22 protein-coding genes are annotated in these 20,010 nt (G+C 71.9%); 5 read left to right on the top strand and 17 right to left on the bottom strand.

The features are described 5' to 3' along the window. Positions 1-5: 5 nt before the first annotated feature. Together BM290_RS08855 and BM290_RS08860 are read left to right on the top strand one after the other, a co-directional pair. Positions 6-395 (top strand): VOC family protein, encoded by a 390-nt coding sequence (locus BM290_RS08855; protein ID WP_093612450.1) that lies wholly within the window; start codon positions 6-8, stop codon positions 393-395. 33 nt (positions 396-428) lie between these two features. Then, positions 429-1,169, top strand: a complete 741-nt coding sequence (locus BM290_RS08860) for a hypothetical protein (protein ID WP_093611893.1) — start codon at positions 429-431, stop codon at positions 1,167-1,169. Between the two features lie 9 nt (positions 1,170-1,178). Here BM290_RS08860 and BM290_RS08865 read toward each other — a convergent pair whose 3' ends face one another. The 3 genes from BM290_RS08865 to BM290_RS08875 all read right to left on the bottom strand — a co-directional run bounded on the left by BM290_RS08865 (position 1,179) and on the right by BM290_RS08875 (position 5,837). Then, entirely contained in the window at positions 1,179-1,514 is a 336-nt protein-coding gene (locus BM290_RS08865; protein WP_239143221.1) for an STAS domain-containing protein, read from the bottom strand. A 191-nt stretch (positions 1,515-1,705) separates the two neighbouring features. Further along, entirely contained in the window at positions 1,706-2,539 is an 834-nt protein-coding gene (locus tag BM290_RS08870; protein WP_093611896.1) for an ATP-binding protein, read from the bottom strand. Positions 2,540-3,083: 544 nt separating this feature from the next. After that, complete coding sequence (locus tag BM290_RS08875; RefSeq protein WP_093612452.1) at positions 3,084-5,837, bottom strand: DEAD/DEAH box helicase; 2,754 nt, start codon at positions 5,835-5,837, stop codon at positions 3,084-3,086. Positions 5,838-5,917: 80 nt separating this feature from the next. On the opposite strand from BM290_RS08875, the gene BM290_RS08880 reads away from it, so the two are divergent. Next, complete coding sequence (locus BM290_RS08880; protein WP_373871000.1) at positions 5,918-6,661, top strand: HAD family hydrolase; 744 nt, start codon at positions 5,918-5,920, stop codon at positions 6,659-6,661. 177 nt (positions 6,662-6,838) lie between these two features. Here the strand turns inward: BM290_RS08880 and BM290_RS08885 are convergent, their stop codons facing one another. The 7 genes from BM290_RS08885 to BM290_RS08915 form a co-directional block, all read right to left on the bottom strand. Beyond that, complete coding sequence (locus BM290_RS08885) at positions 6,839-7,030, bottom strand: hypothetical protein (RefSeq protein WP_093611900.1); 192 nt, start codon at positions 7,028-7,030, stop codon at positions 6,839-6,841. Between the two features lie 41 nt (positions 7,031-7,071). Then, positions 7,072-7,971, bottom strand: coding sequence for a diacylglycerol kinase family protein (locus BM290_RS08890; protein ID WP_093611902.1), 900 nt, complete (start codon positions 7,969-7,971; stop codon positions 7,072-7,074). Positions 7,972-7,982: 11 nt separating this feature from the next. Next, positions 7,983-8,948, bottom strand: coding sequence for a twin-arginine translocase subunit TatC (gene tatC, locus BM290_RS08895; protein ID WP_093611904.1), 966 nt, complete (start codon positions 8,946-8,948; stop codon positions 7,983-7,985). A 9-nt stretch (positions 8,949-8,957) separates the two neighbouring features. Further along, the gene (gene tatA, locus BM290_RS08900) at positions 8,958-9,332 is read right to left on the bottom strand and encodes a Sec-independent protein translocase subunit TatA (protein ID WP_093611906.1); all 375 of its coding nucleotides are present in this window, start codon (positions 9,330-9,332) and stop codon (positions 8,958-8,960) included. A gap of 131 nt (positions 9,333-9,463) precedes the next feature. Beyond that, the gene (locus tag BM290_RS08905) at positions 9,464-9,706 is read right to left on the bottom strand and encodes a hypothetical protein (RefSeq protein ID WP_093612454.1); all 243 of its coding nucleotides are present in this window, start codon (positions 9,704-9,706) and stop codon (positions 9,464-9,466) included. A 16-nt stretch (positions 9,707-9,722) separates the two neighbouring features. Next, positions 9,723-10,715: a helix-turn-helix transcriptional regulator gene (locus BM290_RS08910; RefSeq protein ID WP_093611908.1), complete on the bottom strand. Its 993-nt coding sequence runs from the start codon at positions 10,713-10,715 to the stop codon at positions 9,723-9,725. A 61-nt stretch (positions 10,716-10,776) separates the two neighbouring features. After that, a complete protein-coding gene (locus tag BM290_RS08915; protein WP_093612456.1) occupies positions 10,777-11,766 on the bottom strand; it encodes a helix-turn-helix transcriptional regulator in 990 nt (329 codons plus the stop codon). Between the two features lie 67 nt (positions 11,767-11,833). Here BM290_RS08915 and BM290_RS08920 point away from each other — a divergent pair, with 67 nt between their 5' ends. Together BM290_RS08920 and BM290_RS08925 are read left to right on the top strand one after the other, a co-directional pair. After that, entirely contained in the window at positions 11,834-12,805 is a 972-nt protein-coding gene (locus tag BM290_RS08920; protein ID WP_239143219.1) for a cation diffusion facilitator family transporter, read from the top strand. 10 nt (positions 12,806-12,815) lie between these two features. After that, positions 12,816-13,898, top strand: a complete 1,083-nt coding sequence (locus BM290_RS08925) for a DUF3866 family protein (protein ID WP_093611912.1) — start codon at positions 12,816-12,818, stop codon at positions 13,896-13,898. On the opposite strand, the gene BM290_RS08930 is transcribed toward BM290_RS08925, so the two are convergent. The 7 genes from BM290_RS08930 to BM290_RS08960 all read right to left on the bottom strand — a co-directional run bounded on the left by BM290_RS08930 (position 13,874) and on the right by BM290_RS08960 (position 19,933). Beyond that, positions 13,874-15,352 carry a GGDEF domain-containing protein gene (locus tag BM290_RS08930; protein ID WP_239143218.1) on the bottom strand — a complete coding sequence of 493 codons (1,479 nt, stop codon included), beginning with the start codon at positions 15,350-15,352 and terminating at the stop codon, positions 13,874-13,876. The two genes, BM290_RS08925 and BM290_RS08930, sit on opposite strands and share 25 nt — an antisense overlap. A gap of 115 nt (positions 15,353-15,467) precedes the next feature. Next, positions 15,468-16,115, bottom strand: a complete 648-nt coding sequence (locus BM290_RS08935; protein ID WP_093611914.1) for an O-methyltransferase — start codon at positions 16,113-16,115, stop codon at positions 15,468-15,470. A gap of 56 nt (positions 16,116-16,171) precedes the next feature. Then, positions 16,172-16,372 carry a hypothetical protein gene (locus BM290_RS08940; protein ID WP_093611916.1) on the bottom strand — a complete coding sequence of 67 codons (201 nt, stop codon included), beginning with the start codon at positions 16,370-16,372 and terminating at the stop codon, positions 16,172-16,174. Between the two features lie 69 nt (positions 16,373-16,441). Next, on the bottom strand, positions 16,442-17,800 hold the full coding sequence (pafA, locus tag BM290_RS08945; protein ID WP_093611918.1) for a Pup--protein ligase: 1,359 nt from the start codon (positions 17,798-17,800) through the stop codon (positions 16,442-16,444). A gap of 106 nt (positions 17,801-17,906) precedes the next feature. Beyond that, positions 17,907-18,704 (bottom strand): proteasome subunit alpha, encoded by a 798-nt coding sequence (gene prcA, locus BM290_RS08950; protein ID WP_093611920.1) that lies wholly within the window; start codon positions 18,702-18,704, stop codon positions 17,907-17,909. Positions 18,705-18,734: 30 nt separating this feature from the next. Then, positions 18,735-19,574 (bottom strand): proteasome subunit beta, encoded by an 840-nt coding sequence (gene prcB / locus BM290_RS08955; RefSeq protein ID WP_093611922.1) that lies wholly within the window; start codon positions 19,572-19,574, stop codon positions 18,735-18,737. A gap of 143 nt (positions 19,575-19,717) precedes the next feature. Then, positions 19,718-19,933: a ubiquitin-like protein Pup gene (locus BM290_RS08960; RefSeq protein WP_093611924.1), complete on the bottom strand. Its 216-nt coding sequence runs from the start codon at positions 19,931-19,933 to the stop codon at positions 19,718-19,720. Between the last annotated feature and the right edge of the window lie 77 nt (positions 19,934-20,010).

Below are 20,010 nucleotides of genomic sequence, written 5' to 3' on the forward strand. Positions count from 1 at the left end.
TGATCATGCATCGCAGCCGCCTCTTCGGCATCTTCATCGACACCCCGTCCGCCGAGACGCCCGCCGCCGCATCGTTCTGGGCCGGCGCCTTCGGGGCCACCGCCACGCCGGTGCCCGGCGAGGAGGAGTTCATCGCCCTGGTCGGCGCGCTGCCGGGGCTCGCCGTCGACGTGCAGTCGGTCGACGACGCGCCCCGATACCACGTCGACATGGAGACCGACGACGTGCCGGCCGAGACCGCGCGGCTGCTGGCCCTCGGCGCCACCATGGTCGCCGACCACGGCGGCCACAAGACACTGCGCGCCCCCGGCGGCCACCTGCTGTGCGTGGTGCCGGTGCAGAGCGACCAGCGCCTGTTCGAGACCACCGCGCGCACCTGGCCGCCGATCGATTAGGCTCACCGCCGCAATCGATCATGAAGGATCCTCATGAAGTGGTACCACGCTGCGCTGGTGACCGCCGCCGTCCTGGCCACCGCGGGTTGCAGCACCCCGGAGAGCCCCGCTCCGGCCGCACCGGCCCCGGCAACATCCCCACCGGCGCCCTCCCCCGGCCCGGCCGGCCCCAGCCCCCGCGAGCAGTTGCTCGCCGCCCTGGAGAAAACGAGGAACGCCACCTACCGGTTCACCACCGACGGCGAGGCGCCGGACGCCAAGAAGGTCACCGGCTCCGGCGTCCACGACCCGAAGGCCCGGCGGATCTCGGTGAAGTACACGCTGACCGGGACCGGATCCACGCAGCGGATCGTGATCGGCAGCGACCTCTACTCGCGCTCGGCGGACGGCGAGACCTGGGTCCACCTCGACCTCAAACGGATCAAGGCGGATTCGCCGTACGCGTACGACATGACCGACCCGACCGGCCTGTCCCGGTTCACCAAGGCGATCGACGAGGTGGCGAGCATCGGGCCGAACACGTATGGCGGGACCATCGACATCGACAGTGACCGTTTCCTGCCGGTGGGCACACCGGCCGTCTCGGTACTGGGCGGCGGCGGCGCCTTCACCGCCACCACCGACGCGGCCGGCTGGGTGACCTCGATCAAGGTGTCGCTGAAGGACGGCACGGACACCCTCGAGATGACCACCACGTTGAGCGCCCACGGCAAGGCGTCGGGCATCCGGAAGCCCGCGAGATCGGGCGAGGCGATGGACTTCTACTACGACTGAGGCGCCCGGTCAGACACCGTCGAAGAGGTCGGCGGCCCGGGTCGCCCGCAGCAGCCACCGCAGGTGCGGCTGCGGATCGTGCAGGTGACAGGTGGCCTGGCGGGACTCGGCCACCCGGCGGGCCGCCACCAGCATCCGCAGCCCCGCCGCGTCGCAGAAGTCCACCCCGGCCACGTCGATGTGAATCTGCCGGACCGGGTCGCTCAGCCCGATCAGGTCGTACAGCCGGGTCAGGTCGAAGAGCTGGCTCTGCAGGGCATCCACCGACATCGCGTCGAGACTGCCCCGCAAGGTGATCAGCAGACGGTCGCCGTCGCGTGCCCCGTCGATCCGCGTCGCGGTCACCAAAGCGCCACCTCCCGCCCGGAACGGTCGCCGTCGCGTGCCCCGTCGATCCGCGTCGCGGTCACCAAAGCGCCTCCTCCCGCCCGGAACGGTCACCGCCACGTGCCCCGCCGATCCGCGTCGCAGTCACCAAAGCGCCACCTCCCGCCCGGAACGGTCGCCATCGCGTACCCCGCCGATCCGCGTCGCAGTCACCAAAGCGCCTCCTCCGGGCGGGAACGGACGATGGCCCACACCAGTTTGCCGCCACGGGCCGGCAGCGCGCCCCACGACGAGGCCGCCGCGCTCACGATGCGCAAACCCAGCCCGCGGTCCGACAGCGACGGCCCGAGCGGCCCCGGCACCGGGTCACGCACCCGGGGCAGCACCGTGCCACCGTCGTAGACGGCCAGGTGCAGGGCGGCCCCGGCGCCGGCGCCACGCGACGACACGATCACCTCGATATCGGTACCCGCATGCTCGGCGGCATTCACCACCAGCTCGGAAATGACCAGTCTCGCCCGTTCACACAGATGACGCAGGCCCCAGCCGGCGCAGGCCTCGGTGACCAGCGAACGGGCCTGCACCGCCGCCGCCGAGTCGGGCGGCAGCGCCAGATGCATCCGGTCCGGCAGCGGATGCGCGCCGGCCAGGGCGGCCCGCGCCTGCGGCACCGACGCATACAGCACCAGCCAGTCCCGCGCCCCGAGACGCCGCAGCCGGCGGGCCAGCGGCGTGGCCGCCGGCACACAGACCGCGATCACGATCGGCGGCTCCATGGCCGCGCCCTGCGAGCAGGCGGTCAGCCACAGCGGGGCGCTCACCGCGTGCGGATCACGCAGATGATGCAGGTCGACGATCACGCCGGTGGGGTGCTCGGCCAGGCACTTGTCCAGCACCGTACGGGCCTGCGCGGACAACCGGCGATCCCAGCCGCCCCACACCGACAGCTCGATGACCGCGGTGTCCGCGTCGATGACCGCCAGCACGGACTCCGCCACCACGCCACCGGACCAGCCGATCAGATGCGGTGAGCCCGCGCTCATGTCCCCTACTTCCGGACCTCCGGTGTCTCGCGGTGCGCCGCGACAACAAATGAACCCCGCCAATGCCGCCGCCGCAATTCTTGAATCATGCCAATGACAGCGTCAACGGAGATTCACCATCCGCGACGATCGCCCGCACCCGGCGGCCCAGCCGTCGCACCCGGCCGCCGCCCTTTCGCGCGCCCGGACGCCCTTCCCACTCAACCGGGCCCTTCCGTCGCGCGCGGCGATCCCAGCCCGCGGCCGCCCACACCCCCGGGCGCCCACACCCCCGGCCGCCTCTCCCCCGCGCACGGCGATCCGACCCGCCGCCGCCCGCACCGTGGCCGCCCGCCAGCCGCCCCTAGCGCGCGGCGATCCGACCCACGGCCGCCCACACCCCCGGCCGCTTCTCCCCCGCGCGCGGCGATCCGACCCGCCGCCGCCCACACCGTGGCCGCCCGCCGGCCGCCCCTAGCGCGCGGCGATCCGACCCACGGCCGCCCACACCGTGGCCGCCCCTTCGCGGGCGGCCGGCGGGCGGCCGGTCATCGGTGTGCACCGGTCACAGAGCGCTCTGCAGGGCCAGCACCCCCCGGTTGACCGCGGTGATCGCCTTACGCGCCGTCTCCTTGACACTCGGCGACGCCGCCGACGCCTCCTTGATCTGGCCGAGCAGGTCGAGGACCTGCCGCGCCCAGCGAACGAAGTCACCGGCCGGCATGTCGGCGTCGTGGTGCCCGCTGGCCAGCACCCGGGCCAGCGGCTCGCCCCGCGCCCAGCGGAACATCGGCCAGACGAATCCGGGATCGGGCTCCCGCGTCAGCGACAGACCGTACTCACTCTCGTCGGCGGCGATCTCGCCCCACAGCTTGGCGCACGCGTCGACCGCGGCGCTGATCGGGCCCTTCGGCACCGACGCCCGGTCGTCGCCCTCACGCCGCGACTCGTAGAGCACCATCGACACGGCCGCGGCCAGCTCGTCGGGCGCCAGACCGTCCCACACGCCCTGGCGCAGGCACTCGGCGACCAGCAGATCGGCCTCCGACCAGATGCGCCCGAGCATCCGGCCGGCGTCGGTCACCTCGCCGTCGGCGGACAGGTAGCCGCGGGTGGTCAGCACCGCGCACACCTGGTCGAACGTCCGGGCCAGCGACCCGGTCCGCCCGGCCACCTTGGCGCGCAGCGTGTCGGTGTCACGCTCCAGCCGGTGCCGCCGCTCGGCCCAGCGGGCGTGATCCTCCCGCTCCGGGCACGCGTGGCACGGGTGCTGCCGCAACCGCACCTTGAGCAGGGCGACCTCGGCGTCCTCCCCGGGGTTGGCCCGGCTGCGGCCACTGCGGCGGCGGTCGGGATGACGGTCCAGGCCGGTGGCGCTCACCTGCGCGGCCAGATCACGGCGAGCGCCCGGCGAGCGGTGGTTGAAGTTGCGGGGCACCCGCACCCGGGCCAGCACCTCCACCTCGCCGCCGAAGTCGCCGGGACTGACCCGGCCGGCCCACCTGTCCTGGGTGAGCACCAGCGGCCTCGGCTCACCGAACCCGGCGGCCGACGGCTCCAGCACCACGGCCAGCCCGGCCCGGCGGCCCTGCGGCACCCGGATCACGTCACCGATCCGCAGTTTCTCCAGGGACGAGACGGCGGCCGACCGGCGCTGCTGGACGCCCTGGCGGGACAGGGCCTTCTCCCGGTCGGCGATGGCCACGCGGAGCCCGAAATACTCGTCGAAGTCGCCGTGGTGGCAGGCGGCGTCCGCACCATACGTCTGCATGGTCTCGACGTTGCGCTGCACCTGCCGGGCCAGGCCGACCACCGAGCGGTCCGCCTGGAACTGGGCGAACGACGACTCCAGCAGCTCCCGCGACTTCTCCGCGCCGACCGTGCCGACCAGGTTGACCGCCATGTTGTACGACGGCCGGAACGACGACCGCAGCGGATAGGTCCGCGTGGAGGCGAGCCCGGCCACGTGCCGCGGATCCACGTCGGGGCTCCACAGCACCACGGCGTGGCCCTCGACGTCGATGCCGCGGCGCCCGGCCCGGCCGGTGAGCTGCGTGTACTCCCCGGGGGTCAGGTCGACGTGGGCCTCGCCGTTGAACTTGACCAGCCGCTCCAGCACCACACAGCGGGCCGGCATGTTGATCCCCAGCGCCAGCGTCTCGGTCGCGAAGACCGCCTTGACCAGGCCCTTGACGAAACACTCCTCGACCGCCTCCTTGAAGGCGGGCAGCATGCCGGCGTGGTGGGCGGCGACGCCCCGCTCCAGGCCGTCGAGCCACTCCCAGTAGCCCAGCACCGACAGGTCGTCGGCGGGCAGGTGCGCCACCTTGGCCGACACGATGCGCCGGATCTCGGCCCGCTCGTCGGGGTCGGTGAGGCGCAGCCCGGCGTTGAGGCACTGCTGGACCGCGGCGTCGCACCCCGCGCGGCTGAAGATGAACAGGATCGCCGGGAGCAGCCCGGCCCGCTCCAGCCGGTCGACGACCTCGGCCCGGGGTGGCGGCTGCCAGCGCTTGCCCCGCCCGCCGCGCCAGCCGGAGGCGGCCCGGTCGGTGAACTCCATCCGCCGGTCCATCTCGCGGGTGTACCGCAGCAACTCGGGGTGGACGTCGTGTTTCTTCGCCGCGTCGGCGTCGTGGAACAGGTCGAACATCCGCCGCCCGACGAGCATGTGCTGCCAGAGCGGGACCGGCCGGTGCTCGCTGACCACCACCTCGGTCTGGCCGCGGACGGTGACCAGCCAGTCGGCGAACTCCTCGTAGTTGCTGACCGTCGCCGAGAGCGAGACCAGCGTGACCGACGCCGGCAGGTGGATGATCACCTCCTCCCAGACCGCGCCACGGAACCGGTCGGCGAGGTAGTGCACCTCGTCCATCACCACATACGCCAGATTGCGCAGCTGGTCGGAGCCGGAGTAGAGCATGTTGCGCAGCACCTCGGTGGTCATCACCACCACCGGGGCGTCACCGTTGATCGCGTTGTCGCCGGTGAGCAGGCCGACCTTGTCGGCGCCGTAGCGCGACACGAGGTCGTGGTATTTCTGATTGGACAGCGCCTTGATCGGGGTGGTGTAAAAGCACTTGCGCTCCCCGTCACGCAGCGCCAGATGCACCGCGAACTCGCCGACCACGGTCTTGCCGGCGCCGGTCGGGGCGCAGACCAGCACGCCGCTGCCCCGCTCCAGGACCTCGCACGCCTCCCGCTGGAAGTCGTCGAGGTCGAAGCCCACGTCGAGCATGAAATCTTCGAGCGCCGGATAGGTGGCGACCCGCGCCGCCCGCCGCTTGGATGCCGAATATTTCTCGGCGGGACTCGTCATGAACACCAGGCTAGTTCGTGGGTATGACAAAACGCAGCACGGTTATGGGGCCGTCAGCGACGCCGACACGGGTCGGTAAGGTGCACCACGTGCCGCATGCCTCGAATCCACCTGTCCCACCGGCGCGGCCTGTCGAGGCCGTCCTGTTCGACTTCCACGGCACGCTCGCTCAGGTGGAGGACGCGCTGGCCTGGGTCGTCGCCGCGGCCGCCGCCTGCGGCACCGAGCTCGACCGGGGCCGGGCCACCATTCTGGCCGACCGGCTGACCACCGCGGGCCGGGCCGGCGGGCCGCTGCCGCACCGGGTTCCCCCGCATCTGGCCGAGCACTGGGCCGACCGCGATCTGTATGCGCACAGCCACCGCGCCGCCTACACCGGACTGGCCGCGACCGTGCCGACCGACGTGGAGGGTCTGGCCGACGCGCTGTATGAGAGGCTGCTCGTGCCGGACGGCTGGGTGCCGTACCCCGATGCCGAGCCGACCCTGCGCAAGCTCCACGAGGCGGGCGTCAAGGTCGCCGTGGTCAGCAACATCGCGTTCGACATCCGGCCGCTGTTCGCCGCGTGGGGGCTGGACGGGCTGGTCGACGCGTTCGCGCTCAGCTACGAGGTCGGGCGGATCAAGCCGGACCCGGCGCTCTTCTGGCGCGCCTGCGGCATGCTCGGCGTGGACGCGGAGCGGGCGCTGATGGTCGGCGACACCCCGGCGGACGCGGGCGCGGTCAAGGCCGGCTGCGCCGCGTACATCGTGCCGGCCGCCGACGCCGGCAAACCGAACGGGCTGTCCGCGGTGCTGTCACTGGCCCTGTCCCACCAGGCGTGACACCAGGAACGTCCCACCGTGGACGAGCGGTCACCGGTGACAACCGGCACCTCCCGCGCCCGGGAAGCGGTCGGCCCGGGAAGCGGTCGGCCCCGGGAAGCGGTCGGCGCGGGAAGCGGTCGGCGCGGGAAGCGGTCGGCCCGGCAAGCGGTCGGCCCGGGGAGCGGTCGGCGCGGGTCAGGCGTAGCGGTCCAGGACGGTTCCGCGGCGGCCCTTGCGCCCGGCGGTCTCGGCGACCGCGGCCGGCGACTCGTCCTGGGTGTTCACGGCGGCCTCGGCGATCGCCTTGAAGGCGTCCTTGGCGCTGCCCAGCGCCGACGTGGCGTTACCGAAGAGCGAGGCGGCGCGGGGTCCGATCGAGTTCGTCATGCCCTCACGTTCGGCCCGTCCCCGGGAATCTGACCCGTCACTCAGCGGAGCAACCGAACCGCACCCGGCACACAGCTCACCTCGACGGGCAGCGGGCCGAGCCGCTCGCCGTCCGCGTACGCCACGATCCCCTCAGCCATGATCCGCACCTCACGCGCCCGCCGCACGGTGACCCGCGGATCACGCACGTGGGTCCCCCCGCGCAGCCGCGGCTTGAGCCGCATCAGATCGAGCCGGCCCAGCGGCGCCGCGAAGAGGACGTCGAGCAGCCCGTCGGCCGGGTCCGCGTCGGGCAGCATCCGCATCCCGCCGCCATAGCTCGCACAGTTACCCACCGCAACGATCTCCGCGGGGAAGGCGAGCTCCTCGCCGTCCAGCGTCAGCGTGTACCGCCGGGCCCGCAACCGGGCCAGCTCCAAGACTATCGCCAGGTCGTAGCGGCGCGGCCCGGTGGGCCGGCGCATCCGGTTGGCACGCTCGTTGACGAGCGCGTCGAATCCCGCGGCCATCACCGCGCAGAACCAGCGTCGCTCACCGTGAGCATCCACGGTCCGGGCGAGATCAAACCGGTGGGCACGGTCGTCCCGCAGCGCCACGGCGATCCCGGCTGCGGCCGCCAACGGATCAGGGGGTACGCCGACCGCGCTCGCGAAGTCGTTGCCGGTCCCGGCCGGCACCACCCCGAACCCGGCCGGCTGCCCGGCGACCGACTGCAGGGCCCGGTGCACCGTGCCGTCCCCGCCGACCGCCACGACGGCCGCCGCCCCGTCCGCAACCGCGGCATGACAGGCGGCCTCGGCTTCGATCCCGCTGCCGGCGGTGAGGATCCGCACAGCGTGCCCGGCCGTACCGAGGGCCTCCACGACCCCCGGAAGCAGACCGCGGTGCCGGCCGCGCCCCGCCGAGGGGTTGGCCAGCACCGCGATGAAGTCACTCACGATCCGGAATTAGATCAGGTCATGTCGTCGAACTTGCGCTCGATCGGCCTCGGCCGCTCCACGGGTGTCGGAGCGTCGATCGCCGTCGGACCGTCGATCGGGTCGGACGCGCCGACCGGCACCCGCTCCTCCGGCAACTCCGAGATCTCGTCGTCGTCGAGCCCGGCGTAGATCTCGGTGCCGCGGCCCTTGCGCTTGTCGTTGAGGAACGCCACCCCGACGGCGATGAAATACAGCAGGGTGAGGCAGGCTGCCAGCAAGGTCATGCCGAACGGCCCGGGGTCGGGAGTGGCGATCGCGGCGAACGCGAACGACAGGAAGATCACGGTCCGCCACCAGCTGAGCAGCCGGGGCGCGCTCACGACGCCGGTGAAGTTGAGCATGAGCAGGACCAGCGGGAACTCGAACGCCGCCCCAAAGATCATGATCATGCTGGTGACGAAACCGGTGTAGGAGGTGATCTCCAGCTGCGTCGTCTGGCCGAGGACACCGGCGGTCATGATGAATTCGAGGCTGTGCTTGATGACGAAGAAGGCCAGCGTCGCGCCACCGATGAACAGCGGTGCCGCGATCGCGACGAACACGTACGCCCATTTGCGCTCGTGCCGGTGCAGGCCGGGCGCGATGAACGCCCACAGCTGGTAGAGCCAGACCGGCGCGCCGACGATCAGACCGAGCCAGAGCGCGATCTTCAGCTTCAGGATCAGCTGGTCGGCCACACCCAGGATCAGCCAGTTGCACTGGCCCTGGCCGACCTTCCCCAGCGTCCATGACGTGTCGAGGCCACAGTAGGGCTCGGCGAGAAGGTCGAAGACCCGCTCGGAGAGGATGAAACCGACGATCAGGCCGGCCACGATGCCAAGAGACGCGAAGAACAGCCGGTTACGAAGCTCCCGAACGTGCTCGATGAGCGTCATGGAGCCGTCGGAAGCCTGCTGGAACTTGGTGGGTCCCTTTTTCTTACGCAGGCTCAGTGCCATCGGCCCGGGTCAGCGGTCGTTGGTGCGGTGCTGCACCGGGTCGACGAAGGGCTGCGCCGGCGGCGGCTGGTAACCCTGCGGGGCCGGCTGCTGGTAGCCCTGCGGCGCGGGCTGCTGGTAACCGGCCGGCGGCGGGGGCGCCTGCTGGTAGCCGGGCTGCTGGTAGGGCTGCTGGACCTCACCCTGCAGCGGGGTGCGGCTGTGCTGCGGCTCCGCCTTCTCCGCGACGTTGTTGTCGTCGTCGACGAGGCCCTTGGTCTCCGCCTTGATGATCCGCAGCGAACGGCCGAGGGAGCGCGCCGCGTCGGGCAGCCGCTTCGCGCCGAAGAGCAGGATCAGCACAACAACCAGGACGATGATGTGCCAAGGCTTGAGCACACTCATGGGATGACTCCAGTCGGTCGGATCAGGGTGCCGGTCCATCGTACGTGTGGATCCTGACGATTTTGCCGTGCGGATCCCTCAGGTTTCTTATGATCTTGGTAAGCCCGGGACAACAGGGCGGTAACTGCCCGTCACCTGCCGCGGCCCGCCTTGATCTCCTCGACCTTCGCCTGCGCGCGCTCCGCCCGCTCCTGAAGGCCCTGCACGGTCGTCTGCAGCCGCTCGGCGCTCTGCTGCAGCACGAGGGCCTCGTCGCGGCGGCGCTCCAGCTTGCGCGCGGCCCGGCGCAGCGCGGGCAGCCGCCCGATCACCCGGGACGCGGCGAAGATCAGGACGAACAGCGCGATCACCACCACGGCGATCCAGACCCACATCAGCACGCGGCCCACCCTATCGGCCCGCGACCGGGTCCGCTCCGAGCCCGGTCGGCGCGGCGTACTGGTCGAGGGCGGTGGCGGCCTGGGCCCGGATCCGGTCGAGCAGCTCCGGCGGGCCGATCACGGTGACGTCGCGGCCCTGCCCGGTGAGGAAGCGCTGCGCCCAGCCGAGGTCGGTGACCCGCATCGTGACCAGCCACTCGGTGCTGTCCTTGACGACCTCCTCGACCGGGTAGTACTCGGTGATCCACCGGCCGCCGCGACCCACCCGCAGGGTGACCAGCGGCAGCTCCGGGCCGGGGCGGAAGACGCCGCCGGTGACGTCGTGCGGCACCGCCTCGACCGGGGGCGCGGACGGCTCGTCGAGCTCGGTGAACCCGTCGATCCGGTCGATCCGGAAGAGCCGGGTCGCCTCGGCCCGGCGGCACCAGGCCTCCAGGTAGTTGAAGCCGCCGACCATCAGCATCCGCATCGGGTCGACGACCCGGTCGGTGGTCTCGTCGCGGGCCGCGGTGTAGTAGGTGAGCCGCAGCGCGTGGCCGGAGTCGACGGCCCCGCGGACGGCGGCCAGCTTCTTCTGGTTCGCCGGCAGCCGGACCGCCACCGGCGCGTCGGCCAGGTCGCCGGCCGCGCTCTCGATCTTGGCCAGCGCCCGCTCGATGGCGTCGCGGGTGCCGATGCCGGGTGTCTCGGCGAGCATCCGCAGCGCCACCACCAGGGCGAGCGCCTCGTCCGGGTTGAGCCGCAGCGGCTTGTCCATGCCGGCGTCGTGGCTGATCGTCACGTGGTCGCCGTCGATGGCCATGTCGATCAGGTCGCCGGGGCCGTAACCGGGCAGCCCGCACACCCAGAGCAGCTCCAGGTCCTCGCGCAGCTGCCGGTCGGTGACGCCCAGGTCGGCGGCCGCCTCGGAGATGAGGATGCCGGGCCGGGCCAGCAGGTAGGGCACCAGGTTGAGCAGGCGCCCGAGCCGGTCGCCGGACGGGGTCCGCACGGTGCTGCTCATGCCGCCACCTCCGCAGCGCTGTCGCGGCGCCGGGCAGCCGGCGGCCGGTGCGAGGAGCCGATCATGCCGTCACCGCCGGGACCTCGTGCCGCGTGATCAGTTCCTTGAGGTGCTGGATGACCGCGTCAAGCAGCTCGGGCGGCCCGTCGGCGCGGGCGTCCGGGCCATAGCCGGCGATGCGCGAGGCCAGCCAGTCCACATCGCCGTAGACGATGGTCAGCCGGTCGCCGTCCGGGCCGGGCACGACGTCGGCGGCGAGCCGGCGCAGCCCGGCGGCCCGGCCGTGGCGGACCGTGACGGTGGCCCGGCCGTTGCGGGCGATCGGGCCGGACGAGCGGGCCACGTGGCTGATCAGGTCGGCGCCGGCGGGCGGCTCGAAGGCGCCGCCGCGGCCGGTGGCGCGCACGTCGCCGACGATCCGGGACAGCCGGAAGCAGCGGGTCGCGTCGCGGTCGCGGTCGTGGCCCACCACATACCACCTACCGCGCCAGCAGACCACGCCCCACGGCTCCAGGCGCCGGGTGCTGGGCTCGTCGACCTCGGGCACCCGGTACTTGAAGGTGACCGCGCGGCGTTCCCGGGCGGCCGACGTGAGCGGCCCGAACGCGGGGTCGACGGTGACGACCGGCTCCACCCCGAGGGTGGCCTGCGGGTCGACCTCGACACCGGCGGCGCGGAGCTTGGCCAGGCCGGACGAGGCGGCGGCGGCCAGACCGGCGTGCTGCCACAGGCGGGCGGCGATGCCGACGGCTGCGGCCTCGTCCGGTTCGAGAAGGATGTCGGGCAACGCGTACTCGCGCTGGGCGATCCGGTAGCCGGGCTCCTGGTCGAAGATGCTGGCCGTCCCGGTCTCCAGCGGCACGCCCAGGTCACGCAGCTCGGCCTTGTCCCGCTCGAACTTGCGCTGGAACGCCTCGTGGTCGCGTGGGTCGGACGGATCGTGCTCGTAACCGGGCACGGTCGCGGCGATCTGCGCGGCGGTGAGGAACCGTCGTGTGGACAGGAGGCAGATGACCAGGTTCACCAGGCGCTCGGTGCGAGTGCGCGACACGGCCGCAACGCTAGCAGGCGCCCCGGGGCGACGGTTATCCGTCACGGCGCCGGGGAAGACCGCATTCGTGACCACCGCTGAAACCTCTGTTCCCGCGCCCGCCGAGCCCTCCGCCGAGTCGGAGAGCGTCGGCACCGTCCTCGTCGCCGGAGCCGCCAATCTGGCCATCTCGGTGGCGAAACTGGTCGCCGGCCTGCTCTCCGGGTCGGCCGCGATGCTGTCCGAGGCGGCCCACTCGCTCGCCGACACCGTCACCGAGGTGTTCCTCTACGTCGCGCTGCGGCGGGGCACCAAACCGGCCGACGAACAACACCCGTTCGGGTACGGCAAGGAGAGCTGGGTCTGGGCGTTCATCGCCGCGATCTTCACCTTCGTCGCGGGCGCCGGCTTCTCGATCTACCACGGCGTCATGACGATCATCGAGGGCGAGCACACCGGGAACTACCTGGCCTCGTACATCGTGCTGGCCGTCGCGTTCGCGGCCGAGAGCGTGTCGTTCGCCAAGGCGCTCAAGCAGGTCCGCGGCGCGGCGAAGCAGTGGAACACCACGGCCGGCGGCTACCTGCGGCACACCTCGGACACCACCGTGAAGGCGGTCTTCTTCGAGGACCTCGCGGCGCTGGCCGGCCTGGTGCTGGCCGCCGTGGGGCTGGGCCTGGCGCAGGTGACCGGCTCGGAGGTGTGGGACGGCGTCGCGTCGATCGTGATCGGCCTGCTGCTGCTCGTGGTGGCGGTGGTCCTGGGGCACAGCAACGCGTCGCTGCTGGTCGGGCAGGCGGTGCCGCAGCGGATGCACGACCGGATCGCCGCGGACCTGGCCGGCGTCGACGTGGTGACGGCGGTGCCGACGCTGTTCACCATGCGGATCGGGCCGGGCGAGATCCTGGTGGCGGCGAAGGTCGACTTCGCCGACGACGTGCCGGCCGGTGACATCGAGACGGCCTGTGACGAGGCGGAACGGCGGCTGCGCGACACCTATCCGGGCATCCGGTACGTGTTCCTGGACCCGACCAGGGGACACGGCGGCCAGAACGGATAGGGTCGCGGCCATGGTGCGATGGCGGTCCGGGACGGTGCGGTCGGTGCGGCGGAGCTGGCACGGCGCCGTCGAGCTGGACGTGACGACCGACGACGGGCCGTTGCGCGCGCTGGCCTACCCCGATCTGGTCGGTGCGCCGGAGCCCGGCGACCGGGTGCTGCTCAACGTGGGCGCGCTGGTGATGGGCCTGGGCACGGGTGGGTATGCGCTGGTGGTGGCGATCCCGGACCGGCTGCCCGCCGACCCGGCCGACGACGGGTCCACCCGCGACGCCGGTCACCTGGTGAAGGCGCGGTATACGCCGTTGCAGCCGATCCGGCTCGGTGTCGACGAGGAGGCGTCCCCCCATCGGGCGGTGCTGGCCACGGCCGAGTCGATCGAGGGCATGCCGGTGGTCACCGCCGACCTGCACTCGGCGTTGCCGGCGATCCTGGCCGGAGTCCACGCCGACCGGCCGGGCGCCCGGGTCGCCTATCTGATGACCGACGGCGGGGCGCTGCCGGCCTGGTTCTCCCGCACGCTCGACGGGCTGCGCGGGCATCTCGCCGGGACGGTCACCACCGGGCAGGCGTTCGGCGGCGACCTGGAGGCGAGCACCGTGCACACCGGGCTGCTGGCCGCCCGGCACGTGCTGCACGCCGACGTGACGATCGTGGCGCAGGGGCCGGGCAACCTCGGGACCGGGACGACCTGGGGTTTCTCCGGGGTGGCGCTGGGTGAGGCGGTCAACGCGATCGCGGTGCTCGGCGGGCGGCCGGTCGGGTCGTTGCGGATCTCCGACGGCGACGGGCGTGAGCGGCACCGCGGGGTGTCACATCACAGTCTTACGGCGTACGGAAAAGTCGCTCTCGTCCCCGCCGACCTGCCGGTCCCGGACGGCCTGCCGCAGCCGCTCGCCGCGGAGGTGGAGGCCGCGCTCGCGCCGCTCACCGCGCGGCACCGCCTCGTCCGCGTGCCCTCCGCGGGCCTGGACCGGGCGCTGCGCGACTGCCCGGTGCCGCTGTCGACGATGGGCCGCAAGCTGGACCAGGACCACGGCTACTTCCTGACGGCCGCGGCCGCCGGGCGTCACGCCGCGAGCCTGCTGGCCTGACCGGCTACCTCGACCCGGTTACGGCCGGCCGCCTTGGCCTCGTAGAGCGCCGCGTCGGCCCGTTTGAGCAGCTCGTCGGAGGTCTCGACGCCGTCCCAGACGGCCAGCCCGGCGGAGAAGGTCTGCCCGAGCGGGGTGGCGGCGAGGGCCCGGGCCATCGCCCGGCGGGCGTCCCCGACACCGGCGGCCGGCAGCAGCACCACGAACTCCTCGCCGCCGAACCGGGCGATCACGTCGACGTCGCGCAGGGTGGCGTGCCACGCCGCGCTGGCGGCCTTGAGCAGCTGGTCGCCGGCCGGGTGGCCGAAGGTGTCGTTGTAGCGCTTGAAGTGGTCGAGGTCGAGGATCGCCACGGCGACCGGCTCGCTGTTGCGGCGGGCCCGTTCCAGGGCGCGGGGCAGCTCGTCGTTCCAGGCGCGCCGGTTCGGCAGGCCGGTCAGCTCGTCCGAGCGGGCCAGCTCGCGCACCTGGCGGGCCTGTCGTTCGACGTGCCGGATGAGCAGCGCCATCCGTGCGACCACCAGCAGGAACAGCACCGCCGAGCAGGCCGCGATGCTCCAGCCGTCGGCCACCTCGCCGGACGCGGTCTGCGCGGCCAGCACCGCCGGGGCGATCAGCGACGCGCCGGCGAGCAGCGCCAGCAGGCCGATGCCGAGCCCCGCGGGGCGGGCGTCCGCCGGGGCCGCCACCTCACGGGCGCCGCGGTGCAGGCAGGCGACACCGAACAGGACGAACGCCACCAGGAACACCGATTCCAGGCCCCGCTGCACCCAGGGCAGCTCGAGGACCTCGCCGGTGACGCCCAGGTTGTCGAGCACCACCCAGGCGCAGTCGCCGACCAGGAAGGCGGTCAGCGAGCCGGTGATCCACCAGAACGGGGCGCCCCGGCTGCCACCACTGCGCAACAGCCGGCTGGTCATCGCGATCAGGAGAAGATCACCGATGGGGTACGCCACCTCGGTCGCGTGGGCGAGCCGGTCCATCGGGTCGCCCAGGTTCACCGGCGCGATCACGTACACCCAGGCGAGCAGGCCGAACCCGGTGGTGATGGTGGCTGCGTCGACGAGCGCCGGCCAGTCCGAGCGCGGGTCGCGCCGCCGGATCAGGACGGCCAGAGCGGCCGCGCACGCCGGGTAGAGGCCGAGGAAGAACGGGTCGGCCGGGGTCGGCAGGTCGACCAGCCCGTACCAGGCCTCGGAGACGGACGCGACAGCGATGCCGGTGGAGTTGCTGAACACGCCGGCCGCGAACAGCCACCACGGCAGCCGCTCCGGGCGGGGCAGCCGGTGGGCGCCGACCAGCAGCGCCGCGACGCCGGCCCAGCCGATCCCGACCTGCCAGCCGGTGAGCCACCACATCTCGTCCGGGAGGAACTGGTACGCGGCGATGGCGAGGGCCGCCATCGCCGCGAAGACCGTCGCCGGCCGTCCGGCCCGTACGCGCTGTTCCGACACGCCTACCAGGAGACGCCTCGGCGGGACCATCCCGGGTGACCGGCCGGGTGCGAACCGGTTGCCTCAGCCCGCCTCCGGACCAGGGGCGATGCCGGCCCAGGCCGGCATCGCCATCTCAGCCCCGCTTGCGGATGAGGGTGACGCCGTCGCGGACCGGCAGCATCACCGAGTCGACGCGCTCGTCGGTGACGATCCGGTCGTTGAGGCCGGCCACCGCCCGGTCGGACTCGTCGCGGGGGTCGAGGACCCGCCCGTCGCGCAGCACGTTGTCGAAGACCATCAGGCCGCCCGGCCGCAGCCGCGGCACCAGCGCGTCGTAGTAGTCGGGGTAGCCGGTCTTGTCGGCGTCCACGAACGCGAAGTCGATCAGCGGCTCCGCGGGCAGGGCACGCAGCGTGTCGAGCGCCGGCGCGATCCGCAGCTCGATCCGGTCGGTCAGCCCGGCTCGCTGCCAGTAGTCGCGAGCCATCGCGGTCCACTCGTCGGAGACGTCGCAGGCCAGCAGCCGGCCACCGGGCCGCAGCCCGCGGGCGATGCAGATCGAGGAGTAGCCGGTGAACGTGCCGACCTCGACGGCGTACTCGGCGCCGGTGAGCCGCACCAGCATGGTCAGCAGGGCGCCCTCGTCGTGCGAGACCTGCATGCCGGCGGCGCCCGGCAGCTTCGCCCAGGTCTCGGCGGCCAGGTCGCGCAGCACGTCGTCAGCGGGCGTGCAATGGGTGAGCAGGTAGTCGCCGACGGCGGGATCGATGATGTCAGCCATACCGGACAGCCTGCCGCAAACCCGGCGGCCGCGTCTGCCCCGTCGCGCAGCTGTGCTCAGGCGCTCAGGATCAGATAGGCCCAGCCGGCCACGAACAGCACGAGGATCAGCGCGAGCACCCAGGTGGGCACCCGATGGTTGCCCTCACGGTTCTCCTGGATCTCACGACGGATCTTGTCCCGGCGGCGGTCCAGCCGGTTGAGCCGCACCTCGGCCTCGGTGCGCTCGGTCGGTTCAGGCAGGTCAGGTGTCGTCATAGCCGGGCCAGCCTAGCTCGCCCGGGTGGCCGGCGCCCGCCCCGGTCGGGGTGGACGCCGGCGACCGCGTCACATGCTGGCGATCAGGCGCTCCACCCGCTCGTCGTAGGCCCGGAACGGGTCCTTGCAGAGCACGGTCCGTTGCGCCTGGTCGTTGAGCTTCAGGTGCACCCAGTCGACGGTGAAGTCGCGCCGCTTCTCCTGGGCGTGCTTGATGAACTCGCCGCGCAGCCGTGCCCGGGTGGTCTGCGGCGGCGTCTCCTTCGCCTCGAAGATCTGCAGGTCGTTGGCGATCCGGTCGACCTGCTTGCGCTTCTCCATCAGGGCGTAGAGGCCACGGCCACGGCGCACGTCGTGGTACGCCAGGTCGAGCTGGGCGATCCGCGGATGCGACATCGGGATCTCGTGCTTGGCCTGGTAACGCTCGATCAGCTTGTACTTCGAGACCCAGTCGATCTCGCGGGCCACCGGGTCGAGATTTTCCGACTCGATCGCGTTGAGCACCCGGCCCCACAGCTCGACGACCCGCTTGGCGACCGGGTCGCCACCGCGCCGCTCGACGAACTCGGTCGCCTTCGCCAGATACTCCTGCTGGATCTCCAGCGCGGAGACCTCCTTGTTGTTGGCGAGGCGGATCTTGCGGCGGCCGGTGACGTCGTGGCTGACCTCGCGGATCGCCCGGATCGGGTTTTCCAGGGTCAGGTCACGCATCACCACGCCGGCCTCGATCATCCGCAGCACGATGTCGGCGGAGCCCACCTTCAGCAGGGTGGTGACCTCGTTCATGTTCGAGTCGCCGACGATCACGTGCAGGCGCCGGTAGCGCTCGGCGTCGGCGTGCGGCTCGTCACGGGTGTTGATGATCGGCCGGGACCGGGTCGTGGCGCTGGAGACGCCCTCCCAGATGTGCTCGGCACGCTGCGACAGGCAGAACACCGCGCCCCGGGGCGTCTGCAGCACCTTGCCGGCCCCGCAGATCAGCTGGCGGGTCACCAGGAACGGGATGAGCACGTCGGCGAGCCGGCCGAACTCGCCGTGGCGGCTCACCAGATAGTTCTCATGGCAGCCGTACGAGTTGCCGGCGGAGTCGGTGTTGTTCTTGAAGAGGTAGATCTCCCCCGCGATGCCCTCGTCGTGCAGACGCTTCTCCGCGTCGACGAGAAGGCCCTCCAGGATCCGCTCGCCGGCCCGGTCGTGGGCGACCAGATCGGTGACGGAGTCGCACTCGGGGGTCGCGTACTCAGGGTGGGAACCGACATCGAGGTAGAGGCGGGCGCCGTTGCGAAGGAACACGTTGCTGCTGCGTCCCCAGGAGACCACTCGGCGGAACAGGTAGCGGGCCACCTCGTCGGGCGACAGCCGCCGCTGCCCCCGATAGGTGCACGTGACTCCGTACTCGGTCTCGAGGCCGAAAATTCGCCGTTCCATGTCAGAACACTACCGGCAGAAACCGGTTCAGCGGCACCCACAACCGGCCCTTTCCATGATTGCGGGGCGTGGCCGGCACGACCACGCCCCGCAATCGTCACGCGAACTACTTCTCGGTGTCCTCCGAGGCGGCCGACTCGGTCGGCTTGCCCTCGGCCGGAGCGGGCGGCGCCGCGTCCACCTCGCCGAGGTCGGCCTCGGACACCGCCTCGTGCCCGAGCAGGGTGGTCAGCGCGGCGCCCGAGATCCGCCGGAACGCCCGGCCCGGCCGCCGCCGGTCCAGCACGGCCACCTCGAGCTGCTTGTCGGTCAGCTGGCGGGGCTGCCCGTTCTCCCCGCCGACGCTGCCCAGCGCCTCGGACGCCAGGGCCAGCGCCACGGTCAGCTCGGCCGTCGCGTCGTGCCGCTCGCGCAGCACGTTGCCGATCGCCTCGGCCTGGCCGCCCATCGCCATGAAGCCCGGCTCGTCCATGACCGAGCCGTCGTAGGTGATCCGGTACAGCTCGTCGGACTCGGGCGAGGCGCCGACCTGCGCGACGCAGATCTCCACCTCATACGGCTTCTGCGTCTCGGAGAAGATCGCACCGAGCGTCTGGGTGTACGTGTTGGCCAGGGCCCGGGCGGTCACGTCGCGCCGGTCGTAGCTCAGGCCGACCATGTCCGCCATCCGCACGCCGCCGCGCCGCAGCGCCTCGAACTCGTTGTACCGCCCGACGGCCGCGAACGCGATCTTGTCGTAGATCTCGCTGATCTTGCGCAGGGTGGTGATGTTCTCGGCGACCAGCAGGATGCCGCCCTCGTAGGTGAGCACCACGGCCGACCGGCCGCGGGCGATGCCCTTGCGGGCGTATTCCGAACGGTCCCGCTGGACCTGCTCGGGTGATGCGTAGAACTGCATGGCCACGGGTGGCTACCTTCCTCTCGCCAGTGCGGGTCAGCCGCCCGGGTTCTCGTGACGGCCGGCGACGACCCGCTCGGCCACCGTGGTGATCTCTTCGTCGCTGAGCCGGTGCGTGCCGTTCGCCGTGGCGGTCATCACCACCGGGTAGATCTTGCGGATCACGTCCGGCCCGCCGGTCGCGGTGTCGTCGTCGGCCGCGTCGTACAGCGCCTCGACGGCCAGGGCGATCGCGTCCTCGGTGCTGACGCCGGCCCGGTAGCGCTTCTTCAGGGCCGCCTTGGCGAACAGCGAGCCCGAGCCGATCGCCTCGTAGCCGGTCTCCTCGTAGAGGCCGCCGGCCACGTCGAAGCTCCAGATCCGGCCGGGACCCACACCCTCGGCCGGGGACAGGTCGAACCCGGCGAACAACGGGACCACGGCCAGGCCCTGCATGGCCGCGCCCAGGTTGCCCCGCACCATCGCGGCCAGGCGGTTCGCCTTGCCGTCGAGCGAGAGCATGGCGCCCTCGATCTTCTCGTAGTGCTCCAGCTCGACCTGGAACAGGCGGATCAGCTCGATGCCGATGCCGGCCGTGCCGGCGATGCCGATCAGCGAATACGCGTCGGCCGGGTGCACCTTCTTGATGTCCCGGCTGGCGATCAGGTTGCCCATGGTCGCCCGGCGGTCACCGGCCATCACCACACCGTCGGCCGTCGCGATCGCGACGATCGTGGTGCCGTGCGGCGCGATGTCGGCGGACAGGCCGGGCGGCAGCGGCCGGCGGCCCGGGAGCAGCTCCGGGGCGGCCTGACTCAGGAACTGCGTGAAGGAGGACGTCGAAGTGCTGGTGAAGAAATCCGGTAGACGCCCGGATGGATCAAAGCCCGTCGCCACGTGGTTCCTTTCAGGTACGTGCAGTTGAGGCACACTATCCCGCCGGAGCGTGCGGGCGCGCTCAACATCATCGACATGTGGTGAGGAAATGGCGGACGCCGCCGAAACGGCGGCGTCCGGTCATTCAGAAACGGACAAAGACGTCACTGACCGCCCTTTTGGACATAGCCTCGGACGAACTCCTCAGCGTTCTCCTCCAGGACCGAGTCGATCTCATCGAGGAGATCGTCGACGTCCTCGGTGATCTCGGCGTGCCGTTCCGCTACCTCGGGATTGGCCTCGACGGTGACGTCCTCGATCTGCTGGTCGCTGGAGCCCTTGCTGCTCTGCGACTGACCACCTGTGTCTCGGGTTGCCATGGATGTCCCCCTTCTCAGCCGTCCCCGAAGTCCTGCAACATCGGGTTGGGAAAAACCTACCTCGCGCCTATGACGAA

Source organism: Actinoplanes philippinensis, assembly GCF_900113015.1.
Classification (GTDB): Bacteria; Actinomycetota; Actinomycetes; order Mycobacteriales; family Micromonosporaceae; genus Actinoplanes; species Actinoplanes philippinensis.